This is a genomic window from Thalassobaculum sp., from assembly GCF_040219215.1.
Lineage (GTDB): Bacteria > Pseudomonadota > Alphaproteobacteria > Thalassobaculales > Thalassobaculaceae > Thalassobaculum_A.
Window position 1 is genome coordinate 172,035 of record NZ_JAVJSX010000032.1, and the last position, 23,519, is coordinate 195,553.

General features: G+C 67.0%; 21 protein-coding genes, 1 tRNA gene and 1 pseudogene. 9 read left to right on the forward strand and 14 right to left on the reverse strand.

The genetic code is table 11. From position 1 onward, the window contains the following. Window positions 1-6: 6 nt before the first annotated feature. On the reverse strand, window positions 7-2,322 hold the full coding sequence (locus tag RIC54_RS21515) for an amino acid permease (RefSeq protein WP_350088762.1): 2,316 nt from the start codon (window positions 2,320-2,322) through the stop codon (window positions 7-9). Between the two features lie 154 nt (window positions 2,323-2,476). On the opposite strand from RIC54_RS21515, the gene RIC54_RS21520 reads away from it, so the two are divergent. From RIC54_RS21520 to RIC54_RS21535, 4 genes are read left to right on the forward strand one after another with little or no spacing between them, the layout of a single operon-like run. After that, window positions 2,477-2,929: a secondary thiamine-phosphate synthase enzyme YjbQ gene (locus RIC54_RS21520; protein ID WP_350088759.1), complete on the forward strand. Its 453-nt coding sequence runs from the start codon at window positions 2,477-2,479 to the stop codon at window positions 2,927-2,929. Window positions 2,930-2,932: 3 nt separating this feature from the next. Continuing rightward, the gene (locus RIC54_RS21525) at window positions 2,933-4,213 is read left to right on the forward strand and encodes an amidase (RefSeq protein WP_350088756.1); all 1,281 of its coding nucleotides are present in this window, start codon (window positions 2,933-2,935) and stop codon (window positions 4,211-4,213) included. A gap of 55 nt (window positions 4,214-4,268) precedes the next feature. Continuing rightward, complete coding sequence (locus RIC54_RS21530) at window positions 4,269-5,015, forward strand: creatininase family protein (RefSeq protein WP_350088753.1); 747 nt, start codon at window positions 4,269-4,271, stop codon at window positions 5,013-5,015. 4 nt (window positions 5,016-5,019) lie between these two features. Next, entirely contained in the window at window positions 5,020-5,694 is a 675-nt protein-coding gene (locus RIC54_RS21535) for a cytochrome b/b6 domain-containing protein (protein ID WP_350088750.1), read from the forward strand. A 6-nt stretch (window positions 5,695-5,700) separates the two neighbouring features. Here RIC54_RS21535 and map read toward each other — a convergent pair whose 3' ends face one another. The 4 genes from map to RIC54_RS21555 form a co-directional block, all read right to left on the reverse strand. Continuing rightward, complete coding sequence (gene map / locus RIC54_RS21540; protein WP_350088747.1) at window positions 5,701-6,510, reverse strand: type I methionyl aminopeptidase; 810 nt, start codon at window positions 6,508-6,510, stop codon at window positions 5,701-5,703. Between the two features lie 83 nt (window positions 6,511-6,593). Further along, entirely contained in the window at window positions 6,594-7,898 is a 1,305-nt protein-coding gene (locus RIC54_RS21545; protein WP_350088744.1) for an NAD(P)/FAD-dependent oxidoreductase, read from the reverse strand. A gap of 10 nt (window positions 7,899-7,908) precedes the next feature. After that, window positions 7,909-8,619 carry a DNA/RNA nuclease SfsA gene (gene sfsA / locus RIC54_RS21550; RefSeq protein WP_350088741.1) on the reverse strand — a complete coding sequence of 237 codons (711 nt, stop codon included), beginning with the start codon at window positions 8,617-8,619 and terminating at the stop codon, window positions 7,909-7,911. Between the two features lie 64 nt (window positions 8,620-8,683). Continuing rightward, on the reverse strand, window positions 8,684-10,810 hold the full coding sequence (locus RIC54_RS21555; RefSeq protein WP_350088739.1) for a methyl-accepting chemotaxis protein: 2,127 nt from the start codon (window positions 10,808-10,810) through the stop codon (window positions 8,684-8,686). A gap of 385 nt (window positions 10,811-11,195) precedes the next feature. Between RIC54_RS21555 and RIC54_RS21560 the strand changes: the two genes are divergently transcribed. The 4 genes from RIC54_RS21560 to RIC54_RS21575 all read left to right on the forward strand — a co-directional run bounded on the left by RIC54_RS21560 (window position 11,196) and on the right by RIC54_RS21575 (window position 15,364). After that, entirely contained in the window at window positions 11,196-11,978 is a 783-nt protein-coding gene (locus RIC54_RS21560) for a competence/damage-inducible protein A (RefSeq protein WP_350088736.1), read from the forward strand. After that, window positions 11,975-12,727, forward strand: a complete 753-nt coding sequence (locus RIC54_RS21565) for an enoyl-CoA hydratase-related protein (protein WP_350088733.1) — start codon at window positions 11,975-11,977, stop codon at window positions 12,725-12,727. Before RIC54_RS21560 ends, RIC54_RS21565 begins: the two co-directional genes overlap by 4 nt. Continuing rightward, window positions 12,724-13,122: a hypothetical protein gene (locus RIC54_RS21570; protein WP_350088730.1), complete on the forward strand. Its 399-nt coding sequence runs from the start codon at window positions 12,724-12,726 to the stop codon at window positions 13,120-13,122. The genes RIC54_RS21565 and RIC54_RS21570 overlap by 4 nt, the downstream gene beginning before the upstream one ends. A gap of 139 nt (window positions 13,123-13,261) precedes the next feature. Continuing rightward, the gene (locus RIC54_RS21575; protein WP_350088727.1) at window positions 13,262-15,364 is read left to right on the forward strand and encodes an ATP-binding protein; all 2,103 of its coding nucleotides are present in this window, start codon (window positions 13,262-13,264) and stop codon (window positions 15,362-15,364) included. A gap of 4 nt (window positions 15,365-15,368) precedes the next feature. Here the strand turns inward: RIC54_RS21575 and RIC54_RS21580 are convergent, their stop codons facing one another. Then, window positions 15,369-16,031 carry a DUF2306 domain-containing protein gene (locus tag RIC54_RS21580; protein WP_350088724.1) on the reverse strand — a complete coding sequence of 221 codons (663 nt, stop codon included), beginning with the start codon at window positions 16,029-16,031 and terminating at the stop codon, window positions 15,369-15,371. Window positions 16,032-16,152: 121 nt separating this feature from the next. Between RIC54_RS21580 and RIC54_RS21585 the strand changes: the two are divergent. Next, window positions 16,153-16,731, forward strand: a pseudogene (locus RIC54_RS21585) (TetR/AcrR family transcriptional regulator); the annotation flags it as partial. 35 nt (window positions 16,732-16,766) lie between these two features. On the opposite strand, the gene RIC54_RS21590 reads toward RIC54_RS21585, so the two are convergent. The 8 genes from RIC54_RS21590 to RIC54_RS21625 all read right to left on the reverse strand — a co-directional run bounded on the left by RIC54_RS21590 (window position 16,767) and on the right by RIC54_RS21625 (window position 23,515). After that, window positions 16,767-16,851: transfer RNA gene (locus tag RIC54_RS21590), tRNA-Leu, on the reverse strand. Between the two features lie 75 nt (window positions 16,852-16,926). Beyond that, window positions 16,927-17,082, reverse strand: a complete 156-nt coding sequence (locus RIC54_RS21595) for a hypothetical protein (RefSeq protein ID WP_350088721.1) — start codon at window positions 17,080-17,082, stop codon at window positions 16,927-16,929. Further along, a complete protein-coding gene (locus tag RIC54_RS21600) occupies window positions 17,079-18,077 on the reverse strand; it encodes a 1-aminocyclopropane-1-carboxylate deaminase/D-cysteine desulfhydrase (RefSeq protein WP_350088718.1) in 999 nt (332 codons plus the stop codon). Before RIC54_RS21600 ends, RIC54_RS21595 begins: the two co-directional genes overlap by 4 nt. An 8-nt stretch (window positions 18,078-18,085) precedes the next feature. Beyond that, window positions 18,086-18,868, reverse strand: a complete 783-nt coding sequence (locus tag RIC54_RS21605; protein WP_350088715.1) for an alpha/beta hydrolase — start codon at window positions 18,866-18,868, stop codon at window positions 18,086-18,088. Between the two features lie 28 nt (window positions 18,869-18,896). Beyond that, complete coding sequence (locus RIC54_RS21610; protein ID WP_350088712.1) at window positions 18,897-19,523, reverse strand: 2-hydroxychromene-2-carboxylate isomerase; 627 nt, start codon at window positions 19,521-19,523, stop codon at window positions 18,897-18,899. A 9-nt stretch (window positions 19,524-19,532) separates the two neighbouring features. After that, window positions 19,533-20,474, reverse strand: a complete 942-nt coding sequence (gene ilvE, locus RIC54_RS21615; RefSeq protein ID WP_350088709.1) for a branched-chain-amino-acid transaminase — start codon at window positions 20,472-20,474, stop codon at window positions 19,533-19,535. Between the two features lie 91 nt (window positions 20,475-20,565). Further along, window positions 20,566-21,996 (reverse strand): sensor histidine kinase, encoded by a 1,431-nt coding sequence (locus RIC54_RS21620; RefSeq protein ID WP_350088706.1) that lies wholly within the window; start codon window positions 21,994-21,996, stop codon window positions 20,566-20,568. Between the two features lie 142 nt (window positions 21,997-22,138). Then, a complete protein-coding gene (locus RIC54_RS21625) occupies window positions 22,139-23,515 on the reverse strand; it encodes a hypothetical protein (RefSeq protein ID WP_350088703.1) in 1,377 nt (458 codons plus the stop codon). Between the last annotated feature and the right edge of the window lie 4 nt (window positions 23,516-23,519).

Sequence of the window (23,519 nt, forward strand, 5' to 3'; positions counted from 1 at the left end):
GCGGCTCTATTCGGGCTTTGCGTCGGATTCCACAGCGTCATCCGAACCGTCGTCCTCTGCTTCGTCCTGCTCCTTGTCGGGATCGGCGCCGAGGTCGACATCCTGTGCCGCCATGACCAGGACGGCAATCGGCAGGCTGGGCAGCAGGTCGGTGACTTCCTCGCCGGTCGGACCATAGAAGCGCGGTCCCCGGATGGCGAAGGGGAGAAAGACCAGGGAGGAGTCGCCGGAATGTCGGGTGATGTCGTCGGCTGTGACATCGCTGACGATGACCTCGGCGTCGATCCGATAGTCCTCCAGGGTCGCCGTCAGGCGTTCGGTCAGATCCTCGTCGTCCTCTTCATGTGCCGGGCGAGCCAGAACCCGGATCCTGGCGTCCTTCCAGCCTTCACTGCGCGTCACGAGATGAGCGAGCAGCAGCATCAACTCTCCGGTCTTGCTGGGACGCCACCAGACGTCGATCGTCCTGTCCTTGGCATCGGCGGTGTCGAGCGTCTGCCATTCGTTTGCATCGGCGTCGAGGATGATCAGGTTGCAGCCGATGCCGAACGCCGTGCGGAGGTTCCGGCTGAATCGCTCCGCGCCCAGTGGCGTCATCAGGGACGACGTGCCCGTCGACCAGTTGGCAATGACCGTGTTGGCCCGTACCGGTCCGATCCCGGCGGACTGCACCACCGCGGAGATCGTCTGGTCGACGTCCCCGCCGGCAACGACCAGTGGAAACGCGGTGAATGGCCCTTCCTTGATGTCGGCGGTGAGGTCTTCCAGTGCGGTTGCGCGATGCTTGCGCGCTTCGATGCCTTCACCTTCCAGCACGCGGACAACCGTGGTCAGGCCGCTGCGGCCTTCGATCCAGCTGGAGAACTGCAGCAGGCGATGGCGGCGCTGAGAGGAGTCCGAGAACACCAAGAGTTGCGGCCGCCAATCGCGCGGATGCTCCTCGGCCGCTGCCGCGGCAAGCAGGTGGCGCCGTGCTTCCTGGAGGTGGTGCGAACGCCGGCTATCGGCCCAGCGGGCCGGTGCGGCCCGCAGTTCAAGATACTGATAGATCCCGAACAGGATGGCTGCCGCCGCCACACCCGCGGCAATGTCGATCGCCAGCATGGCGCCGAGGCAGACTACCGCCCCGGCCAACCCGACAAACGGGTGATACAGACGGAATGTCGGGCGGAAGTACGGGCTCTGCGCGCGCGCCTCGTAGTACGTCGCGTAGTTCAGCAGGCCGTAGGAGATCAGGAAGAACATCGAGACGACGGAGGCGATCAGGTTGAGGTCGCCCAGCAGCACCACTCCCGTGGCGATCGCGGCGGTCAGCAGCACCGCCCGGCGCGGGTTGTCGGACGGCCCGCTGCCGTGCGCGAACGGCTTCACGATCGGCAGAACGCCGTCCTTTGCCAGCGACTGCAGGATCCGCGGTGCGCCCATGAACGACGCCAGGGCCGACGACAGGGTGGCGGCGATCACGCCGGCGTCGATGATCGGCCCGAACACGGCGATGCGCTTCATGGCCAGGTAGTCGGTTTGCAGAATCGATCCCGGCACGGTCCCGGCAAGCAGGAAAGCGCAGCCGAAATACACCGCGATCGACAGGGCGACGGCGGAAAACACACCGGTCGGAATGCTGCGCGACGGATTGGCGAGATCCCCGGACATGCTGACGCCCTGAGTGAAGCCCGTAACCGCCGGAAAGAAGATCGCGAAGGCAACGCCGAACGACAGGCCGTCGACCGGATAGCTCCAGTTGGAAACCAGCAGATCGGTGTTCCAGGCGCCGAGCCCTCCGACCGTGAACAGCACCAGGGCTGCAATGATGGTTGCCATGACCGCATACTGGAACCGGGTCGCCCAGTCGGCGCCGAGCCACGCCAGGATGCCGAGGCCGAGCACGGCGGTGCCAGCCAGCATCCGCACCAGCATCGGGTCGGATCCAGGGATCAGGCCGGCCGTTACCTCGGCAAAACCGATGCAGTAGAAGCCGACCGAGATGGCCTGGGCCAGGAACAGCACCAGGCCGATTGCACCGCCGAACCCCAAACCGAGCGTGCGTGAGATCAGGTAGTAGTCGCCGCCGGCCTTGACCCGGAGGTTGGTGGAGATGGCCGCGACCGAGAACGAGGTCAGGATCGAAATCGCGTTGGCTATGGCGATGATGATCAGTGCACGCTCCAGCCCGGAGCCGCCGATCACGTAGCCGAGCCGCAGGAACAGGACGATGCCCAGGATCGTCAGGATGCTGGGTGTGAACACCCCGGCAAAAGTACCGAGGCCCTGGCCGGTTTTCGGATCGTCCGCCGTGGAGGCCGCGTCACCGTTGGTCGACATCGTGATCTTTCCGCCGGGAACTGGCCGTTGGAGGCGGGCACGCCGCCGGGTGCGAACGGCTCCCAGATTGCCACAGATTCACGCGGGCTTCGCGTACTGGATTCGACCGTCGGCGCTCCCTTGCCGGAGCGTCCGTGGCGGCTATGCTCGCTCCATGACGAACGCCCCAGAGACTTCGATCGAAGGCATCCGCCACGCCCAGACCGCACTGACGGTGCGCACGCCCGGGCGCGGTTTCACGGAGCTGACGGCAGAGATCGAGACGTTCGTGCGTGGCTCCGGCATGGCCACCGGCCTGCTGACGGTGTTCGTGCGGCACACCTCGGCGTCGCTGCTGATCCAGGAGAACGCCGATCCGGATGTCCGGGTCGACCTGGAGCGGTTCCTGTCCCGTCTGGCGCCGGACGATCCGCGGCAATACATACACACGGCGGAGGGACCGGACGACATGCCGGCGCATATCCGCTCGGCGGTCACGCAGACCTCGCTGTCGATACCTGTCGCTGCCGGCCGTACGGTGCTCGGTACGTGGCAGGGTGTGTATCTTCTCGAACACCGGACGGCGCCGCACCGGCGCGAGGTCGTCCTACACCTGATCGGAGCCTGAGACATGACCGACGCGCCGAACATGCTGAGCGCCGTCGAGGCGGCCCGCCGGATCGAGGCGGGCACGCTGACCGTGGAAGAACTGGCCGAAGCGTGCCTTGCCTGCATTGCCGAGCGCGATCCGCAGGTGGGGGCGTTCATTCACATCGATCCGGAGGCGGTTCGACAGGCGGCGCGCGGCGCGCGGGCCGACGGTCCGCTGCGCGGGCTGCCGGTGGCGGTGAAGGACATCATCGATACCGCCGACCTGCCGACCGAATACGGCTCGCCGATCTACGCCGGCAACCGACCGGCCGAGGACGCCGCCGTGGTGGTGCGCACCAAGGCGGCCGGCGGCCTGGTGATGGGCAAGACGGTGTCCACCGAATTCGCGTGGCGCACGCCCGGCAAGACGCGCAACCCGAACAACCTCGCCCATACGCCCGGCGGCTCGTCCAGCGGCTCCGCGGCGGCCGTCGCGGACGGCATGGTGCCGCTGGCGTTCGGGACCCAGACGGCGGGCTCGGTGATCCGACCGGCCGCATACTGCGGGGTGGTCGGCTTCAAGCCGACCTTCGGCACCCATGACCGGCGCGGCGTGAAACTGCTGGCGGAGTATCTGGACACGGTCGGCACCTTCGCCCGCTCGGTCGAGGATGTGGCGTTCTTCGACTACGCCCTGCGCGGCAGCCCACCGCCGCGGCTTGACGTGTTCGACGGCTCGGCGCCGCGGCTGGCGATCCATGTGCCGTTTGCCGACAAGATCGACGATGACGCCGCCGGTGCGCTGGAGCGGGCCCGGATCGCCGCCCAGACCGCCGGTGCGTCGGTGGTCGGGCTGGTCGACTGGACGGCCTACGACACGATGGACCCGGTTCACGCCGCGGTCATGACGGCGGGTGCTGCCCGGGCGCTGGCTTGGGAGTACGACAACGCCCGCGACCAGCTCAGCGATTTCTACCGCGACACACTGGAGGCCGGTCGGAAGATCGACGACACCGAGTATTACGGGCTGCAAGCCCAGGCCGACGCGTTCCGCAACGATGCGGCCGCTCGCCTGGACGGCATCGATGCGATCCTGACGGTCCCGGCCTCGGGCGAGGCGCCGGCCGGCATCGAATGGACCGGCGATCCGCTGTTCAACAAGGTCTGGACCCTGCTGCGTTGGCCTTGTGTCACCATCCCGGCGGGGCGCGGCTCTCACGGACTGCCGGTCGGTGTGCAGATCGTCACCGGCTACGGCGAGGACGCCCGCGCCCTGGCGGTGGCGTCATGGCTGGAGCGGGCGCTGGCTGCGGTGGAGTGAAGACGCTCGCGCCCATCGGGATGCATTTGGGACACCTTGAGTAATGGAGAATCGCATGCGCCTGCAGCACATGACCTGGATGGAGGTCGAAGCCTACCTGAAGGACAACAAGGGGATCATCGTGCCGATCGGGTCGACCGAGCAGCACGGGCCGATCGGGTTGATCGGCACGGACGCGATCTGCCCGGAGGTCATCGCCGGGCGGGCGGCCGAAACCCTGAACTGCATCATCGGCCCGACGATCTCGGTCGGCATGGCCCAGCATCACCTGGCGTTCGCCGGCTCGATCGCGCTGCGGCCGAGCACGCTGATCCTGGTGATCCGCGACTATGTGCTGTCGTTGGCCCGCAACGGCTTCGAGCGGTTCTATTTCCTGAACGGCCACGGCGGCAACATCGCCACTACCCAGGCGGCGTTCAGCGAGATCTACGCCGAGACCAGCCTGAACCCGGGATGGCAGCGTCCGCACATCCGCTGCAAGCTGGCCAATTGGTTCGGGTTCCCGCCGGTGACGGCGCTGTGCAAGGAACTGTACGGCGACCGGGACGGCAGCCACGCCACGGCTTCTGAAGTGGCGGTCACGCAGTTCGCCTGTCCCGAGCACATCAAGTCGGTGCCGATGGACCCGGCACCGCCGCGCCCGCGGGCGTTCCTGGACGCCGAGGACTACCGCTCGATTCATCCCGACGGGCGCATCGGCGCCGATAGCTTCCTGGCCACGCCGGAGGCCGGCGGCCGGCTGGTGGCCGTTTCGGCCGCAGCTGTCGTTGACGACTACGCCGCCTTCATGAAGGAGGCGTGAGGCGATGGCCCGCGGCGGCGAGATGACCCGGGTCAAGGTGTGGGACCTGCCGACCCGGGTGTTCCACTGGACACTGGCAGCGGCCGTCGCGGGCTCCTGGTACACCGCCGAGAACGGGATGACCGAGTGGCATGAGCGGCTTGGCCTGTCGATCCTGGCGTTGCTGGGATTCCGGTTGATCTGGGGCTTCGTCGGCGGCCGCCATGCGCGTTTCACCGACTTCGTGCGCGGTCCGGCCAGCGCCTTCCGCTATCTGCGCGAGACCCTGGCCGGCCGGCACCCGCTGTACCTCGGGCACAACCCGCTGGGCGGCTGGTCGGTGATCGCATTGCTGATCGTCCTGGCGGTCCAGGCCAGCATGGGCCTCTTCGGCAATGACGACATCCTGTACGAAGGGCCGCTGTATTCGCTGGTCTCCCACGAACTGTCGGCCCGCTTCACCGGCTGGCACATCCTGTTCTTCAACGTCGTGCTGACGCTGGTGGTCATCCACATCACCGCCGTCGTGTCCTACGCGGTGCTGCTGAAGACGGACCTGGTCCGGCCGATGATCACCGGCTGGAAGCAAATACCCGTCGAGGACGCCCCGCAGCGGATTGCCCGCACCCCGGCCTGGATCGCAGCCGTGCTGTTCGCCGGCTGCGCGGTGGCGGCCTGGGCGCTGACCCTGGTCGGGTAGGGCCGGTCAGGCGGTGTAGGGCGGCTTGGTGTAACCCTTCGGCGACAGGGTGAAGATCTCCACTCCCGTCTCCGTGACGCCGATTGTGTGCTCGAACTGGGCCGACAGCGAGCGGTCGCGGGTGACCGCCGTCCAGCCATCGTCCAGGATCTTCACCGCGAACTTGCCGGCGTTGATCATCGGCTCGACCGTGAAGAACATGCCCGGCTCCAGCATCGGCCCTTCGTTTGGACGGCCGTAATGCAGCACGCTCGGCGGGGCGTGGAAGGTGCGGCCGATGCCGTGGCCGCAGAAATCGCGCACCACCGAGAACCGCTGGGCCTCGGCATACTCCTGGATGGCGTGGCCGATCGCGCCGAGATGGGCGCCGGGCTTGATCGCCTCGATGCCGAGCATCAGGCAGTCATAGGTCACCTCGACCAGCTTGCGGGCCTTCACCGGCACCTTATCGCCGACCAGATACATCCGGCTGGAATCACCGTGCCAGCCGTCCAGGATCACGGTTACGTCGATGTTGACGATCTCACCGTCCACCAGTTTCCGCTCGCCCGGAATGCCGTGGCAGACCACGTGGTTGATCGACGTGCAGATCGACTTCGGGAAGCCCTTGTAGCCAAGTGGCGCCGGTACCGCGTCGTTGGCGACCGTCATCTCGTGGCACAGCCGGTCGAGTTCCTCGGTGGTCACGCCGGGGACGACGTGGTCGGTGATCATGTCGAGCACTTCGGCGGCGAGCCGGCCGGCCCGGCGCATGCCCTCGAAATCCTCGGGGCGATGCCGGATGATCTGGCGCGCCTCGGCCAGCGCTTCGCGCATGCGGGTAACTCCGTCGGGAAGAACAGCCTCCCAATCTGCGCACGCGGCCCCTTCAGGTCAAGACCTGGGCGGTCGCGCGCGGCTCAGCCCAGCACCGAGAACGAGCTTTCGGGGTTGATGGCGCGCCGCCGCGAGAAGGTGGCGGAATCGACCGTATGCTCCACGTGCTTCAGGCGGAACGGCATGGCCTGCGCGTCGTGGTCGCCGCCGTTCTCGACATGATCGATCAGCCGGGCCATCAGCCGGCCGGCGCCTGGCGCGTTCTTGAACTGGTTCCCGCTGGTGCCGATCGCCATGAAGAAGCCATCGATGCAGGACCGGTCGTAGATCGGGATCCAGTCGTCCGACACGTCGTACAGGTCGACCACGCCCTTGGGTCGGTGCGCGACCTTCAGCGACGGCACCCGCTGGGCGAACCGATACGCCTGGGTGACGGCTTGCTCGCTGAGGCTCCGGTCGAAGCCGTCGGGGTCGACCACCTCGCGCGGGTCGCAGTCCGGGTCCTCGCTGCCGACCAGGATGTGGTTCCCGGTCTCCGGCCGGACGTAGCAGGCGATGTCGCTGTCCGACACCACCAGGCCGGACCGGGCGACGTCGAAGCCGTCAGGCGCGTCGACGTGCACCACTTCCTGGCGGATCGGCCGGGAGGCGATCGTCATGTCGCGTTCGGCGCCGACCAGGGCGTTGACCTTGCCGGAATGCGGGCCGGCGACGTTGACCACCACCGGGGCCGCGATCCGGGTGCCGTCGTCCAACTCCACACCCTGCACCCGTCCGTTCGCAACCGGGATCGCGACCACCGTCCGGTTGAACAGGAACCGGCCGCCGGCCGCCTCGGCGGCGCGCTGGAGGTTGTGGCTGGCCAGTTGCGGGTCGTTGACGTAGCCGGCGGTCGGAAAGAACACGCCGCCGTCGATTTCCCCGCCCGCTGGGGTCGCGAACGCCGGATCATCCATCCGCCGGGCCGGCCAATAGCGTTTCAGGTCGTAGATCGGCAGCGCCTCGCGGATCCGCTGCGCGTCCCATTCCTCGAACGGGATGTTCAGACGCGACACCGTGTCGACGATGCGGGTCAGCCGACCGTTCTGCGCGGTTTTCATCACCAGGCAGCCGCAATCGCGGAACTCGGCAAGGCCGCGCTCGTCCGGGGCGCCGAGGTAGTCGGCCCAGTCCTTCCAGTCGAAATAGGAATCGTAGGCCAGTGCCGTGCCGTCCAGGGTCGAGTAGTGCACCCGGATGATGGCGCAGGAGTTGCCGGTCGACCCGTACCCGGCCGCCGGCAGGCGGTCGACGTTCAGGACGCGCCGGCCGGAGCGGGCCAGTTCCAGCCCGATCGCAGCGCCAATGACACCGGCGCCGATGACGATGGCGTCGTAAGTCTCGCTCATCTTCGTGGCCTCAGACGATGACGGGTAGCGGTTTGCGCAGGGTGATCCGTTTCGGGGTTATCGCGCAATCCCAGGCCAGCACCTCGACCCCGGCCGAGGCCGCACGGGCCAGGCCGGCGGCGTAGCGCGGATCGATGTCGGCGGCGGCGATCACCCGGTCGCAATCCATGCGTTGCACGCAGAACATCATCACGGCGCGGTGCCCGCCGGCGGCCATGACGGCCAGTTCCTCAAGGTGCTTGGCGCCGCGCACGGTCACCGAATCAGGAAACTCGGCGGCGCCCGGATTGGGACCATCCATTCGGCGCAGGTGGACGTTCTTGACCTCGACATAGCAGAGGCCGCGCGTGGGGTCTTCCAGCAGCAGGTCGACCCGGCTGTTGGTGCCGTAGCGCACTTCCCGGCGCTGGCTTGCGTAGCCGGCAAGTTCGGGGACCACGCCGGCGGTGATCGCCTCGGCGACGATGGCGTTCGGACGGCCGGTGTGGATGCCGACCAGACTACCGTCGGCCTCCAGCAGTTCCAGGGTGTACGGCAGCTTGCGCTTCGGATCGTCCGACCGCGAGAGCCAGACCCGCAGGCCGGGAGTATTCAGGCCGGTCATCGCCCCGGGGTTTGGGCAATGCGCGGTGACGGTCGTGCCGTCGAGGTCGATATCGGCCAGGAAGCGCTTGTAGCGCCGGATCAGGCGGCCTTCGAGAAGCGGGCGGGGCAGGTCCATGGCCGGCACCGTAGTGCGCGGCCCGGACCTGCGCCACCCGTCTCGATCGTCTTTGGGGGTGAGTCTAGCCGGCCCGGATGCTGTGCACGAACTCCGTCACTTCGTGGGACAGTGTGTCGGCGGAGGCGGAGAGTTCGCCGCACATCTGCAGGACCTCGGCCGCCCCTTCGCCGGTGCGCTCCGATGCCGCCGACACCTTGGAGATGCCGTCGGACACCTGCGAGGCCCCGGAGGCGGCCTCCTGGGTGTTGCGGGCGATCTCCTGGGTGGTGGCGCCCTGCTCCTCGACCGCCGAGGCGACCGCGGTGTTCATCTGCTCCAGCGATTGGACGACCTCGGCAATGACCTTGATCGTGGACACCGCCTCCTGGCTGGCCGCCTGGATGTCCTCGATTTGGGCGCGGATGTCCTCGGTCGCCTTGGCGGTCTGACTGGCCAGACTCTTCACCTCCGAAGCCACCACCGCGAAGCCCTTGCCGGCATCGCCGGCGCGCGCTGCCTCGATCGTGGCGTTGAGCGCCAGCAGGTTGGTCTGCTCGGCGATCGTCTGGATCAGGGTGATGACATCGCCGATCTGCTCGGCGGTGGTCGCGAGCGCCTGGATGCGGCTGTCGCCGCGCGCGGCTTCCTCGGTCGCCTGCCGGGACATCTGGGCGGCGCGGGACATCTGCTGGCTGATCTCGTTCACCGTCGCCGCTAACTCCTCGGCGGCGGCCGAGACGGCCTGGACGTTCAGGCTCGACTGCTCCGACGAGCCGGCCACCACCGAGGCTTCGGAACGTGCCTCGTCGGTCGCCTGGGACATGGTCTCGGCACGGTTGCGAACCTCCGAGACGTGTCCGCTCAAGGTGCGCACCAGGCCGCCGACCGACTGCTCGAACCGGACCGCCAGTTGTTCCATTGCCTGCTGCTTTTCTGCCGCGGCGCGGCGGTCGGCTTCTACCTTCTCGCCCTCGAGCTCGCGGATCCGCAGCGCGTTCTCCTTGAACACCTGCACCGACTTGGCGATGTCGGCGATCTCATCCTTGCGCTGCAGGCCCGGTACCTCGACCTCCAGGTCGTTGTCGGCGAGCCGCCGTACGGCCGTCGCCATGGCCTGGATCGGGCCGGTCAGCAAGGTGCCGAGCCAGACCGTCAGGCCGCCGAGTGCGGCCACGACCACGGCCGACAGTACGATCATCGCGTTTCGCATGTCGTCGACGGCGGCCAGCGCCTTGCCTTCCGGTTGGGCGGCGACCACGAAGTACTCGGCACCGGCGATGGTTACGGGCTCGTACGCCGCAAGCAACTTGCCCGACAACGGATCCTCGACTGTCATGAATCCGCGATCCGCCTTGTCCATCACGTCCACTGTCGCGGCGGGTAACGAGAAATCCAGTGCCTTGGCCCCTCCGGTGATTGCCCGGTCCGATCGAACCACGCCATCGGCTCCGACCAGCAGATTGTCCTGCGGCGTGCCGTCGGCCTCGCTGCCGCCGATAACGGCGCTCAGCTCTTGGGCCGACATGCGCAGGATCAGCACCGCCTGGGCTTCTTCGGCGCTCGTCGCACCGGGCGGAAAGATCGGTTCGGCCCAGAAGGCCGACGCCCGGTCCCAACCGCTGTCATACATAGTGAAATCCCGGAATGCCTGCTGCCCCGGCGGGAGGGTGAGGGCCTGCTTGAAGCTCTCGGCCAGCGGTGTCCCTGCCAACTCGGAGACGTTCCCCATGAAGCCGTCGGTCTTTGTGATCGTATAGAGAATCCGTCCGTCCAGCGCGATCAGGTAGGCGTCGGAAACCGGGGAACTCTGCCACATCGCCAGGAACGACGAGTGGAGTCCGGCGTGCCGCCACGAATAGATGTCCTTGTTGCCTTCGCCGGTGATTTCCGCGCGTTGCTGGGCGGTCAGGTCGGGCTTCTGGTAGATCGCGCGGATCCCGTCGGCGGGCTCGGACATCACGGCCGCCACGAGGTTGTCGAGCGTCTGGCGGACGCTCTCGTTCTGAGCGAGCCCGGTCAATGTCTTCGACGTGCCGTCGACCACCTTCCGCAGGTTTTCAGCCTTGGTTTCGGCGATGAAGCTCAACCGGTTCACGGCGCTGTCGTAAAGGGCATCGCGGCTCTGGACGTAACCAAGGACACCGACCAGAACGCACGAGGTCAGGCACAACAGAACCGCGATCAGCGGCACTTTCATCTTCAAGGTCATCTAGGAGGTCTCCCTTGCCGCGTGAGTGGTTCGTTTAGGCTGAACCTTGCGGGTGTGTCGGCGTGGCGGTCGGCTGGATCGCGCAACGGCCAAATGTCTTGCGAAGGGCCCGGAACCGGGGCTGATGAACGAAATCGCTGCGTCAGACTTGTGGCATTTGTCTCACAATCCACCGGTTGAAAATCTCTGAATCGCTTTGCGGCACCGAGTGTCGGCAATCACCCTTAACAAGTCGTTACTTATTTTTGCGGAAAGCGGGGCCGGATGATCGGTGTACGATCTCGGGGAGCGTCTGGGTCCGCATTCGCTGAGCTTGACTTGCGCCGTGCTCGGCGGCTCCCATCCTCGCGCGTCCGATCGAACCGTCATGCCGGAGCCGTTACTTATGACCGACCCGTCCGTCACCGCAGCGATCTGCATCATCGGCAATGAAATCCTGTCCGGCCGAACCCAGGATAAGAATCTGGCATTCATCGGCGAGCGGCTGAACGGCCTCGGGATCAGGCTTTCGGAAGTCCGGGTGGTCCGCGACGATGAATCCGCCATCGTGGAAGCGGTACGGGCGCTGTCGGAGCGCTACACCTACGTGTTTACCTCTGGTGGAATCGGGCCGACTCACGACGACATCACCACCGCCTGCATCGCCAAGGCTTTCGGCGTGGCGGTCGAACGCAACGCGGAGGCCATGCGGCGTCTCACCGCCCACTACGCGAACACCGGGATCGAGTTCAACGAGGCGCGCCGAAAGATGGCGGATATCCCGGTGGGCGCCGAACTGATCGACAACCCGGTGTCGGCGGCGCCCGGGTTCATCATCGGCAACGTTCATGTCCTGCCGGGCGTGCCGCGGATCATGCAGGCGATGTTCGAGGGGCTGAAATCCCGGCTGATCGGCGGTGCCCCGATGCTGTCGTGCACGGTCGGCTGCACCATTGGCGAGGGGACGGTGGCGGCGGGCTTGGGCGCCATTCAGGAACGCTACCCGGACGTCGAGATCGGCAGCTATCCCTACTTCAGGGCAGGTCACTTCGGGACGTCGCTGGTTTTGCGGGCCGCCGTTGCCGACCACCTGGAGGCGGCGGCCGAAGAGGTTCGGGCGCTGGTCCGCTCGCTTGGCGCCGAGCCGATCGAGGCAGCCGCAGAGCCGACTGAGGGAGACGCAGCGTGAGCCTGGTCGAGGTTTCCCGGGACGGCGGGGTTGCTACCGTCACCCTATCAAGGGCCGAAAAGCGCAATGCGGTCTCCAGCGATGTCGCTGCCGCCATAGCCGCCGCGTTCGGAGAACTGTCCACGGACGACAGCCTGCGGGTCGTCTGCCTGAACGGCGCCGGTCCAAGCTTCTGCGCCGGCGCCGATGTCCGCGAGATGGCCACGCTCGACCCGTCATCTGCGGCCGCGTTCATCCGTGGCCTGCACCGGGCTATCCAGTCGGTCATGGAGTGCCCGGTACCCGTGGTCGCCGCGATCCACGGCGCCTGTGTGGGAGCCGGGCTCGAACTGGTAGCCGGCGCTGACCTTCGGATTGCGGCCGACGACGCCCATTTCTCGATGCCGGAGGTCCTGGTCGGCATTCCGTCCGTGATTGAGGCGGCCCTGCTGCCGCGCTTGATCGGACGCGGCCGGTCGGCGCGTCTGGTGCTGACCGGTGAGACCATCACCGCGCCGGTTGCCGAACGCTGGGGATTGGTGGAAGAGATCGTGCCGCACGCCGATCTGGCCGGGCGGGCGGCTGCGCTGGTCCGGGCGATCGACGGCGCTGACCCGGCGGCGATCCGCGCCCAGAAGGTGCTGTGTCGGCAGTGGGATACCCTGTCGATCGACGATGCGGTCGAGGCCAGCGTCGCGAGCTTCGCCGCCTGCTATGAGACGGACGCGCCGCGCCAGCGCATGGCGGCGATCCTGGGGCGGCGTGGATGAAGAGGATCGCCACTGCGGCCCTGGTGCTGCTGTCCATGGGGGCCGGACCTGTTGCTTCGGCGGCATCGGTCGATGGCATCTGGGGCGTGACCCAGGGCACCGGCGTGCTGTGCTCCGGCGCCCATGTGATGGTGCTGCGCGATGGTCGCTACATCAAAGCGCTGCTGGACATGGGAACCACCCAGGGCCTGCGCGATCTCGTCGAGGGAACGTCGACCTATGTGTTCGATGGCGTCCAACTGGTGGTTGCCGCGTCGCTGTCGTTGGCCCGCCCCGAGCCTCGGCAGGTGTTTCAATGGGACCCGGTCGGACAGATCCTGAGACGCGAGGAACCGACTCCGTCCCTGACGTTCCGGCGCTGCCCGGATCGCGAATTGTTGCTGTTGAATCGGTGATTCCGCCACTCGCGAAGTGGATCGGCCATTGCAGCCCCGGACACCTGCGACCTGCGGTCGATCACTCCGATTTCGCCACGCATGTCGGGGAAAGAGTTCTTTGATTGATTGAATGTGTTGATTCGGCATAGGAATTCGCATGCCGATAGACGCGTCCGCTCTCGACGTAACCTGGATGATCGTTGCTGCGGGCCTGGTCTTCGTGATGCAGGTCGGTTTCTGTGCGCTGGAAGCCGGGTTCGTTCGGGCGCGCAACACGATCAATGTCGCGGCCAAAAACCTCATCGATTTCTGCGTTGCCGGGGCGGTTTTCTGGGCCGTGGGCTTCTGGCTGATGTTCGGCGCGCGGCCCGACCTGGTCGCGGCCGACGGCATCGGATGGGCGGCGGCGTTCTTCGTGTTCCAGCTGATGTTCTGTGGCACCGCGACCACCATTGTCTCCGGCGCTGTTGCCGAGCGGATCCGGTACCTCGGCTACATCCTGGTGTCGGCGGTCATGGCCGGCGCGATCTATCCGCTGGCGGGCGGTTGGGCCTGGGCCGGCGCGGATGGCGGCGAGCCCGGCTGGCTGGAGGCGCTCGGGTTTGTCGACTTCGCCGGGTCGACGGTCGTGCATTCGGTAGGGGGATGGGTTGCCCTGGCAGCGGTCCTGGTCGTCGGGCCGCGGATCGGACGGTTTCAGGCCGGGGGAGGTGCTGCACCGCAACCGCACAGCCTGCCGCTGGCAGCGATCGGCGCGATGCTGCTGTGGTTCGGCTGGATCGGGTTCAACGGCGGCTCGACCCTGGCGATGGATGGCCGGGTGGCGCCGATCGTCGCGCACACCATGCTGGCCGGGTGCTTTGGTGGGCTGGCCAGCCAGGCTATCGCGGCTGCGATGACCCGCAAGGCCCGGGTCGACGCGCTGCTGAACGGAATACTCGGCGGCCTGGTGGCGATCACCGCCAGTTGCCACGCGGTCAGCGCCGGCGAGGCGGCGATCATCGGTGCCGTCGGCGGGGCGCTGGTGCCGCCAGGAGTGCGGCTGTTGGAACGCCTGCGGATCGACGACGCGGTGGGGGCAATCCCGGTCCATCTGTTCGCCGGCATCTGGGGAACGCTGGCCGTCGCCCTGTTCGGCGATCCAGCCGTTCTGGGGCGCGGCTGGCTGGAGCAGTTGCAGATCCAGTCGATGGGCATCGTCAGCATCGGTGCCGTCGCCTTTGCGGGCTCCTATGCGCTGCTTCGAGCGATCAACGTGATCTCGCCGCTGCGGGTATCGGTGGATGGCGAGCGGGCCGGACTCAACGCCGCCGAGCATGAAGCGTCGTCGGCCATGCAGGACCTTATCGTCTCGATGGAGGATCATTTCCGCTCCGGCCGGATGGATGACCCGATCCCGGTCGAGATCGGGTCGGAGGTGGAGCCGGTCGCGCGGCAGTACAATCGCGTGGTGGCGAGGGTTCGGGCGGACACCCGGCGGATGGAGCAGACGGTGGAGGCGCTGGCTTCCGCCAAGACCGAGGCGGAGGCGGCCAACCGGGCGAAGAGCGCGTTCCTGGCCAACATGAGCCACGAGTTGCGCACCCCGCTGAACGCGGTCATCGGGTTCTCGGACCTGCTTGGCAACGAGCCGTTCGGCAAACTCGGCGACGATCGCTACAAGACCTACGCCGAGGACATCCGCATGGCCGGGGAGCATCTGCTTACCCTCGTCAACGACCTGCTAGATCACTCGCGAATCGAAGCCGGCAAGGTCGAGTTGCACGAGATCGACGTAGACGTACGGGCGGTGGTCCGCCGGGTAGGCCGCATGATGGAGGATCTGGCGAAGACCCGTGGCCTGACCCTTGAGTTGCACATCGACGCCGACCTGCCGCGGTTGCACGCCGATGAGCGTCTGGTGCGTCAGGTCCTCCTGAACCTGGTTTCGAACGCGGTGAAGTTCACCCAGCGCGGGGGACGCGTGGAGGTGGTTGGACGCCTGGAACCGGACGATCGCATCGCCCTGGTGGTGGCCGACACCGGTATCGGCATGGACAGGGCCGACATCGCGCGGGCGATGGAACCGTTCGTGCAACTCAGCGATCGCTACGACAAGTCATACGGCGGCACCGGCCTTGGCTTGCCATTGGTCAACTCGATGGTGCGGCTGCACGGCGGCACCCTGACTCTCGACTCGATGAAGGGGCACGGAACCACGGTCAGCGTGCGGTTCCCCGAGATCCGCACGCTGCGGTTGTCTGTCGACGCCGCCGACTGAAGCGTCAGGCAGCGGTTCCGTGTCGGGGTCGGTGCATGGCTCCGCCGGCTGCCAGCAGAAACGCCAGCTCGACCGCCAGCAGGTTCGGGATCCAGGCGCTGTACGCGAGAAACGGCGCCACGTCGTTGTACATCAGGCCGAACGGCAGGAACGCCAGGATCTGCAGGCGCAGCGTCACCGCGCCGAAGGTCAGCGCGAACGATCGGATCATCCAGCGGCGGTGCGCTGCGAAGTCACGGGCCATTGCCAGCCGCCAGGCGGTCAGGGTGGTGTAGAGCCAGACGGCGGCCAGGACTGAAAAGCCGAAGGTCGCGACCCGGCCGCTGGCGGCATCCGGAGCGATCCACAACGCGGCACCGGCGCCCACGACACAGCCAAGCACGTAGAACCGCCCGGTCCAGCGGTGCAGCCGCGGCCAGCGCTGCCGGACGCTCCCGAGAAACTGGAAACCGCCGACGATCAGTGCCGCGGCCGACGCTCCTGCATGGGTGGCGAAGATCCAGCCGTTTGCGATCACGGTGGCCTGCATGCCTTCGCCCGCCAGACGCGGATCGCCGAGCAGGTACCGCAGGGACGAGACCCCGATCAGTACCGAACTGACGATGGCGAACCAGAATGCGATCGACACGAGGAGCGGATGGGCACGCAGGGCGGATGGAACGGTCATGACGGTGCTCCGGTTGGTGCGTCGTATGTGTTCATTGATAAGTGTTCATTGAACAGTGTTCGATGACAACTAATGTGGCATGCTGGCCTCGTCAAGTGGCGAAGCGAGCGGAAACAGCTGGATGGCAAAAGCAGGCACGGCCCGTCGGCCCCGCAAGCCGAGGGGCTTCGGGCACGAGCGCGTCGATGAGATCCTGGAGGCAGCGAAGGCGTTGCACGCCGAGGGCGGCTATGCCGGCATCACCACGCGCAAGATCGCCGAGCGGGTCGGGGTGTCGCAGACCGCGCTCTACACCTACTTCCCGGACAAGGACGCCATTCTGATCGCGGTCTGCGACCGGGCATTCCGGAGGCTGGACGGGCTCCTGGTGGCGGCCGAGGCGGCGGCGCCGTCACGCGCCCGGGTATTCCCGGTCCTGCTGAGGACCTATCTGGACTTCGCGTTCTCGGTACCGGTGGAGTACGAGATCATCTTCATGCCGCCGCGCTCCGATCCGGCGGGATCGCCGACCGTGCGGCCCGGCCTGTTCGCCTTCCACCGGTTCCGCGACCAGGTGGCGGCGTTGATGCGTGAAGGGCATTTGCGACCCGGTGATCCCGACACGGTGGCGCAGGCGGCCTGGGCGTCGCTGCACGGTCTGGCGACGCTGCTGATCGTCCAGACCCGGTTTCCGTGGGCGAACCGGGCGGACCTGATCGACACGCTGATCGACGGGTTGGTCCGCGGCTACGGCGTTGGTGGCCCCGGCGGGACTCGAACCCGCACGCCCGAAGGCTCGCGATTTTAAGTCGCGTGCGTCTACCAGTTCCGCCACGGGGCCGACGGCTGGTTCCTGATACACCGCGCGGTTGCGGCGTGGGAAGTCCGGCGTGCAGGTGATCCGGGCGCTGGACGTTCAGCGTGACCGCCACAGCACGGGCCAGGGACAATCGGGGTTCGCCTCGCAGGCCAGTCGGGCGCCCCACAGCACGGCCAGCATGCCGGCGATGACCGCGATCAGGACGGCGGCGCGCCCGAGCCAGACCAGTGCGGCCGGGCGCCTCGATTTCACGGACCGTCGCCGAGGAGGGACGGGTCCCTGGCCACCTGGCCGAACAACGCCGGTGTGCCCCCGGTGTGCAGGAAGCACGCCGGCTCATCGGCCGGGATCGTGCCGTCGGCGATCCGCTGCAGCAGGCCCGCGAACGTCTTGGCCGTATAGGTGTGCTCCAGGAAGAAGCCTTCCAGACGGGCCGCGGTCCTGACCGCCTCGACCGACGCTGCGGTCGGCCGACCGTAGCCATCGCCTAGCTGGTCCATGTGAATGGAGAGCCGGTGCCGCCAGTCGGCCCGCGGGTCCGCCCCGGTGTGGCGGGACAGCCCGTCGAGGATGCGGCCGATCCGCGCCTCCAGTTCTTCGGCGGAGTACTCGACGCTGACCAGATGAACCGTGACGTCGAGGTCGAGCAGGGCACAGCCGAACAGGAACCCGGCCTCGGTCGGGCCCATTGATCCCGACAGCACGACGTGGCGCAGCGCCAGGTCATGCGCCCGCGCCTGACGGGCCAGCTCTTCGGCGGCGCGGGCATAGCCGAGGGCGCCGACCACCGGATTGCCGATTAGGTAGGGGCGCCGGCCAGCGCGCGCGAGCTCGCCGACCGCCTGCTGCGCCCGCTCGCCGCGCTGAGCTTCGTCGACCGGTCCGAGAAACCGGATTTCCGCGCCCAACAGGCGGTTCAGCATCAGGTTGCCGACCTCGTTGGCCGGCGGGTCGCCGCCGTGCAGGATCAAGCAATCCATCCCCAGCCGGGCGGCCGTGGCAGCGGTCAACCGGCACTGGTTGGATTCCGGGGCACCGGCGACCACCAGAATGTCGCAGCTGTCGCGCGCCGCCTCCGCAATCCAGTACTCCAGGCTGCGCAGCTTGTTGCCGCCGAGGCCGAGGGGCATGAAATCGTCGCGCTTCACCCACAGCGACTGGTGTCCGGCGTGCGCCTCGACCCGGGACATCCGTTGCAGGGGTGTCGGGCCGTCCAGCAGGTCGATACGGGGAAGATGCTCAAGCATGACGGTTCCTACCCGCCCACGGTGAGGCCGTTGAACCGGGTCCAGATGGTGTGGAACCAATCCGTCGAGCCGGGTCCCATCATCAGGTTGTGCGGGGCGTCGTCGATCCGCAGGTGATGGCCGCGGTAGAACGCCGCGATTGCCTGGTCCTGGCCGGGCGGGTGCCGTTCGGGATCGTCGCGTCCGCCCTCGACCACCAGCACCGGTACCTGGATCGCAGCGGCGTCGACCGGTATCCGAAGGTCATAGCGCTCGTTCAGCAGCCGCGGGCTTTCGGCGGACAGCTTTGCGGCGAGGTCCGCGGCTTCGGCGTCGGACAGATGCGGTGCGTAGCGGGCGCGCGCCACCTCCACGGACAGTGGCGGGACGGCTGCTCCTTCCGGGACCAGCCGGACCTTGGCGGCACCCGGCAGGTTGCCGGGCGGGGACGGGCAGAGCAGCAGCAGGCCGGCTGTCCGCCGGCGGATCGCCGCCAACGGGACCAGCAGACAGCCAAGGCTGTGTCCGACGACGACCGGCGGTCGGTCGACCGCATCGATGGCGGCAACCACGTCGTCGACGAACGCCGTCACGCCGGACTCGGCATAGCCTGGAGGTTGCGGCAACCCGCCATGGCCGCGCAGGTCGAGGGCGGCAACGTCCCGGCCGTCGGCAACGAGCCGTTCGATCCAGGCTGCCCAGCACCACGCCCCGTGGTAGCCGCCGTGCACCAGCAGGATTGGCGGGCGCGGGTCAGCGGGTCCCGCCGGCCGGCGCCACAATCGTGCGTGACCGAGCGGCCGCGCGGTCATCGACGGGGTCGGCGGACCGTCCACCGGCCTATGCCGTTCGACGGCGGGCGGTTCCGGCCTTCAACGCCTCCTCGACGAACGGCAGGAGATCCTGGCCGAAGAACGGCTCACCATCCACGATGAAGGTCGGCGAACCGACGACGCCGGCGGCAAGAGCCCGCCGGCCGTTCTCGGCCATCTCCTCCTGCACGTCCGGATCGAGCGCCCGTTCGATCAACGCCGGATCGACCCCGGCGCGGCGGCAGCAATCGACCAGGACCGAAGCGTCGTCGATGTCTCGGTCGTCACGCCAGAGGGCGGCCAGGATCTCGTGGGCCAGCACGTCGGCGTCGGCACCCTGACGCTGCGCCAGGATCACCAGGCCGGACGGTCGTTCCCTCGGGCCGACGTGATGCACCGGGTCCACGATGACCGGGATGGCCAGCTTGCGGGCCCAGCGTTCCAGGTTGCGCTCGTGGTTGTGGCGCCGAACAGCGTGGACCTTGTCATAGGTCACGCCGCCGTTGACCGCGATCAGCTTCTGCAGGTCGATCGGCCGGTGTACCAGTGGCCGCCCGTGCGCATGCGCGAGGTGCGCGATGCGCCGGGCTGCCAGATAGGCGAACGACGAGCGGATCGAGTAGTAGAACTCGATCGCCGCGGTTTCCTCGGTCATGGCCGTGGATTACTCGGCCGCTTTTGCGGCGGCATTGCCGTACACCGGCATCCGCCACTCGGCGTGCGACCCCGACAGGCCGCTGCAGACGTCGAAGTAGGATTCCTGCAACCGCTTGGTCACCGTCCCGAGGGCGCCGGTGCCGACCGGCATGCGGTCGATCATGGTGACCGGAGTGACCTCCCAGGCGGTGCCGCAGAAGAACGCCTCGTCAGCCGCCATGATCTCCGAACGGTCGACGTCGCGTTCGATTGCCGGCGTGCCCATCTCGGCGAGCAATTGCAGCACGGTGGTGCGGGTGATGCTCTCCAGGATGTCGTTGCTGGTGCTGGGGGTGATCGGCTGGCCGTCGCGCACGATGAAGAAGCACATGCCCGGCCCTTCCGAGACCTTGCCGCGGCTGTTCAGGAAGATCGCCGTGTCGTAGCCGTCGGCGTTGGCCTGGACGGTTGCCAGCCTGCCGTTGTGGTAGTTGGCGTTGCACTTCACCCGCATCGGCATCGCGTTGTCGGGGATCCGCATCCAGGAGCTGACCTGGGCCGAGACGCCGGAGGTGATCTTCGCCGTGCGCGGGCGCTCCTGGGCGGTGATGGCCAATCCCACCGGTCCGGTCACACCCTGGCCGCCACCACCCTTCAGGTAGGCGGTGGTCATGATGTGAACGTTCTCACCCTTGAAACCATTGGCACGGATGACCTCGAGCGTCTTCTCGGTCACGAACTCCGGCGTGTAGATCTCGTCGAACCGCATGAAGCGCTGGGAGAACGTGAGCCGGTCCATGTGCTCGTCCATCCGGAACAGGTACATGTCCTGGTCCGAGTCGTTCCAGTAGCCGCGCAGGCCCTCGAACACCGAGGAGCCGAACTTGAACGCCGCCGAGGAGACATGGACGGTCCCCTCGCTCCAGGGAACGATCGAGTCGTCGAGAAACAGGTAACGGGGCTCCGCCATGGGGATGGTCCTTTTCGATCGGGCAGGTTGTCCGAGCGTAGAACCGTGGCGAAGCGTCAAGCAAGGGCGCCGGTCGATTGTCCCGTGTTTGCTATGATGCCGCGATGATCGGTAATTGAATGGACACGGTGGTCCCGACACCGGGCGTGCTTTCTATCCGAAAGGACCCGCCGAGCAGATTGACGAAGTTCTTGGTCAGCGGGAGCCCGAGGCCGGTGCCGCCCCGGGCATCGGAGATCGCGTTGTTGATCCGCCCGAAGGGTGTCATCGCCACGGCGAGTTCGTCCTCGGACATGCCGACTCCGGTATCGGAAATCGTGATCTGGGTTGCCGAAAGATCGGTGTCGACCTCGGTGCTCACCGTCACGGACCCGCCGGGTCTGGTGTATTTGAGCGAGTTCGATACGAGGTTCAAAATGATCTGCCGCAGCTTTCCTTCGTCGGTTTCCATGACCGGGATCGGCGCAGCCAGGGCTCGCCGGATTTCGACGCCGTGCCGCTCCGAGTCGGGCCCCAGCATGTCGAGCGCGGCGGCGATCACATCGGTTGGATCGATCACGCTCAGATTCAGATCAACCTTGCCTGCCTCGATCTTGCTGAGATCGAGCACCTCGTCGATCACGTGGAGCAGGTGGTATCCCGCCATGTTGATGTCGGTCGCGTACTCGATATAGCGTTTCTGGCCGATCGGGCCGAACGTCTCGGTTAGCAGCACCTCCGAGAAACCGATGATTGCGTTCAGCGGGGTACGCAGCTCGTGGCTCATATTGGCCAGGAATGCCGATTTCGCACGGTTCGCTTCATGCTCGACGGCCAGGTCGGCGGTGATCTTGAGGCGCTCGACGTGTTCATGGTGCAGGCGCCGTTCAGCGCGCCGCAGCACCCAGAGTTGAACACCGTATGACATGGCCAGAGACAGGACGATTGCCAGCATTGCAACAAGGACTTCGGCGCGGCCCAGGATGTTGCCTTCCAGCTCCGTGACGTCGGTGTAGATCTCCATCACCGCGATGACGTTGCCACCCCCGGAGGGTGAGTAGGCAGGCACGTAGGATTCCAGGACGACGACATTGCTGCGGGGGCCGTGGATGCCGTCGAAATGGCTGCGGCGCGAGAGGTTGCTTGCGATACCGCCATCGAGTGCGATCAGGAAGTGCGGGCTCTTGCTGTAGTCGCTGCCAATCTGCTTCGGGTCCGACGAGTACAGCGTGATCCCGGCCAGGGAGTAGATCTTGACCTTCAGCACCCGCGTGCCGGCCGTGATCGTACTGACTTCGCGATCGACACCACGTGTCAGCGGATCGACCCGGATCTCATCCGCGGACATCGTGGCTGACCGGTCGACCAGCGGCTGATAGTCCTTCCACAGCGTGTTGGCGAAGATCTGCGCCATTGAGGCGGCGACACCTTCCACACTGCTTTGCAAATTGAACAGGACCACGTAGCGGTACGTGCCGATCAGCAGCACCGCGGTCAGTATGACGATCGGCAAGCCCAGCCATGCGAATCGTCGTGTAAGCATCCCCAACTGTGTCCTCGATACCGTGTCCGCATCGCTGTCGCTGCCCGATGGCCCAACGCAGACATCAAACACGAGAGATCTTAAGGTTTCTTGAAGGCCCACGCGTCGACGTTGGGTCTCCCCTGGACAATCAACGACCGTATCAAGCCTCCGATATCGCTTTCAGGCCCGCGACCCGCAGCCGGTCGGCCTTCTCCGAACCCTCGACCAGTTCGATCAGCCGGACCGTGTTGTAGAGATCGATCACCGACGTGTCCGGATCGTCGGCGGCGAGCTTGCGGAGCAGATCGTCGCCGCGTGCCTCCAGCCCGTCTGCGATGGCCTGCATGGCCTTTTCGACCAGTTCGGACATGCCGGCGTCATTCGAGAACCGCCGGCACACCCGCAGCGCTACGACCCGGTCCTCCGCTTCGCGAAGCCTCTGCAGCTCCTCCTCGTCCGTCGAGATCGGGTCGTCGAGGGCCGCCACCGCCGCCAGGGTGGCTTCGCTGGCTCCGGCGACCACGATCTCGCGTGCGACCTGGGCGAACTCGGCTTTCACCCGCTCGATCCGCCGTCCGTATGCGCGTCCGCCGCCGACAGCAACCGCGGCGCGTTCCAGGGCGTCGATCTCTCTGCCCAGTTCCCGCGCGACGTCGGCCTTTGGCAGGTCCTCGTCCCGCAAGTCGACACGTACGTCCAGCATCCGGTCCTCGGCCTGGCTGACCACCGCTTCGCCCGCCTGCCCGCTGGCCAGCTGAACCAGATCGCCGACCCCGGCTTCGGTCAGCCTCTCGAACAGCTCGCCCAGGATGCTGAGGTCGCGCAGTCGGGCCATCAGCACGAATATGACGTGCGGGATGGCGTCCTTGTTGAGGCCCGCAACGGCGCGCAGGGCGTGCACCAGGGCGGCCAGTGACTTCTGATCGATCGTCTCGATTGGCGCCGGCGGCAAGGCGCTGCGCAGCTCCAGGATGGTCGTCGCGACACTCATCAGGGCGTAGATGTCGTCGAGCGAGCTCAGAACCGGTTCGCCGCCGAGTGCGTCGCGCAGCCGGGCCCGGCCGGTCGGCGTTTTGCGGGCCTCCGCATCTCGCTCGGAAAGAACTCGGGCTGCTTCCGCCCAAAGCGCCGTGCCGGCCTTGTGCCAAGCCTGGCGGTCGTTCGGTTCGGCCGACTTCAGGATGGCCGACGTCGCCTCCAGCACGCTGGGGTTGGCGTGCTTGGCGATCAGCGACCAGATCGGCATGATGGCCGAACGCGGGATGCGGCCGATGGCCTTGCGTGGCGTGCCCGGATCATACAGCAGGTCTTCGAACGGCATGCAGAACAGGCGTTGCGGCGTCGATCGGCGCGGCGGCCTGGCCAATGACATCCGCGGACGCAGGCGGCTCAGCACGGCGTCGGCCGTAGCGCGCTGGTCGGTCTTCAGCCGCCTGGCCTCCAGGGAGCGAACCAGGTCGACGAACTGCGGCTCGGGAATGTCGAAGACACGACCGGCCAGCAGGTCCAGGGAACGGTCCGGAACATTGGAGCTCATGCTC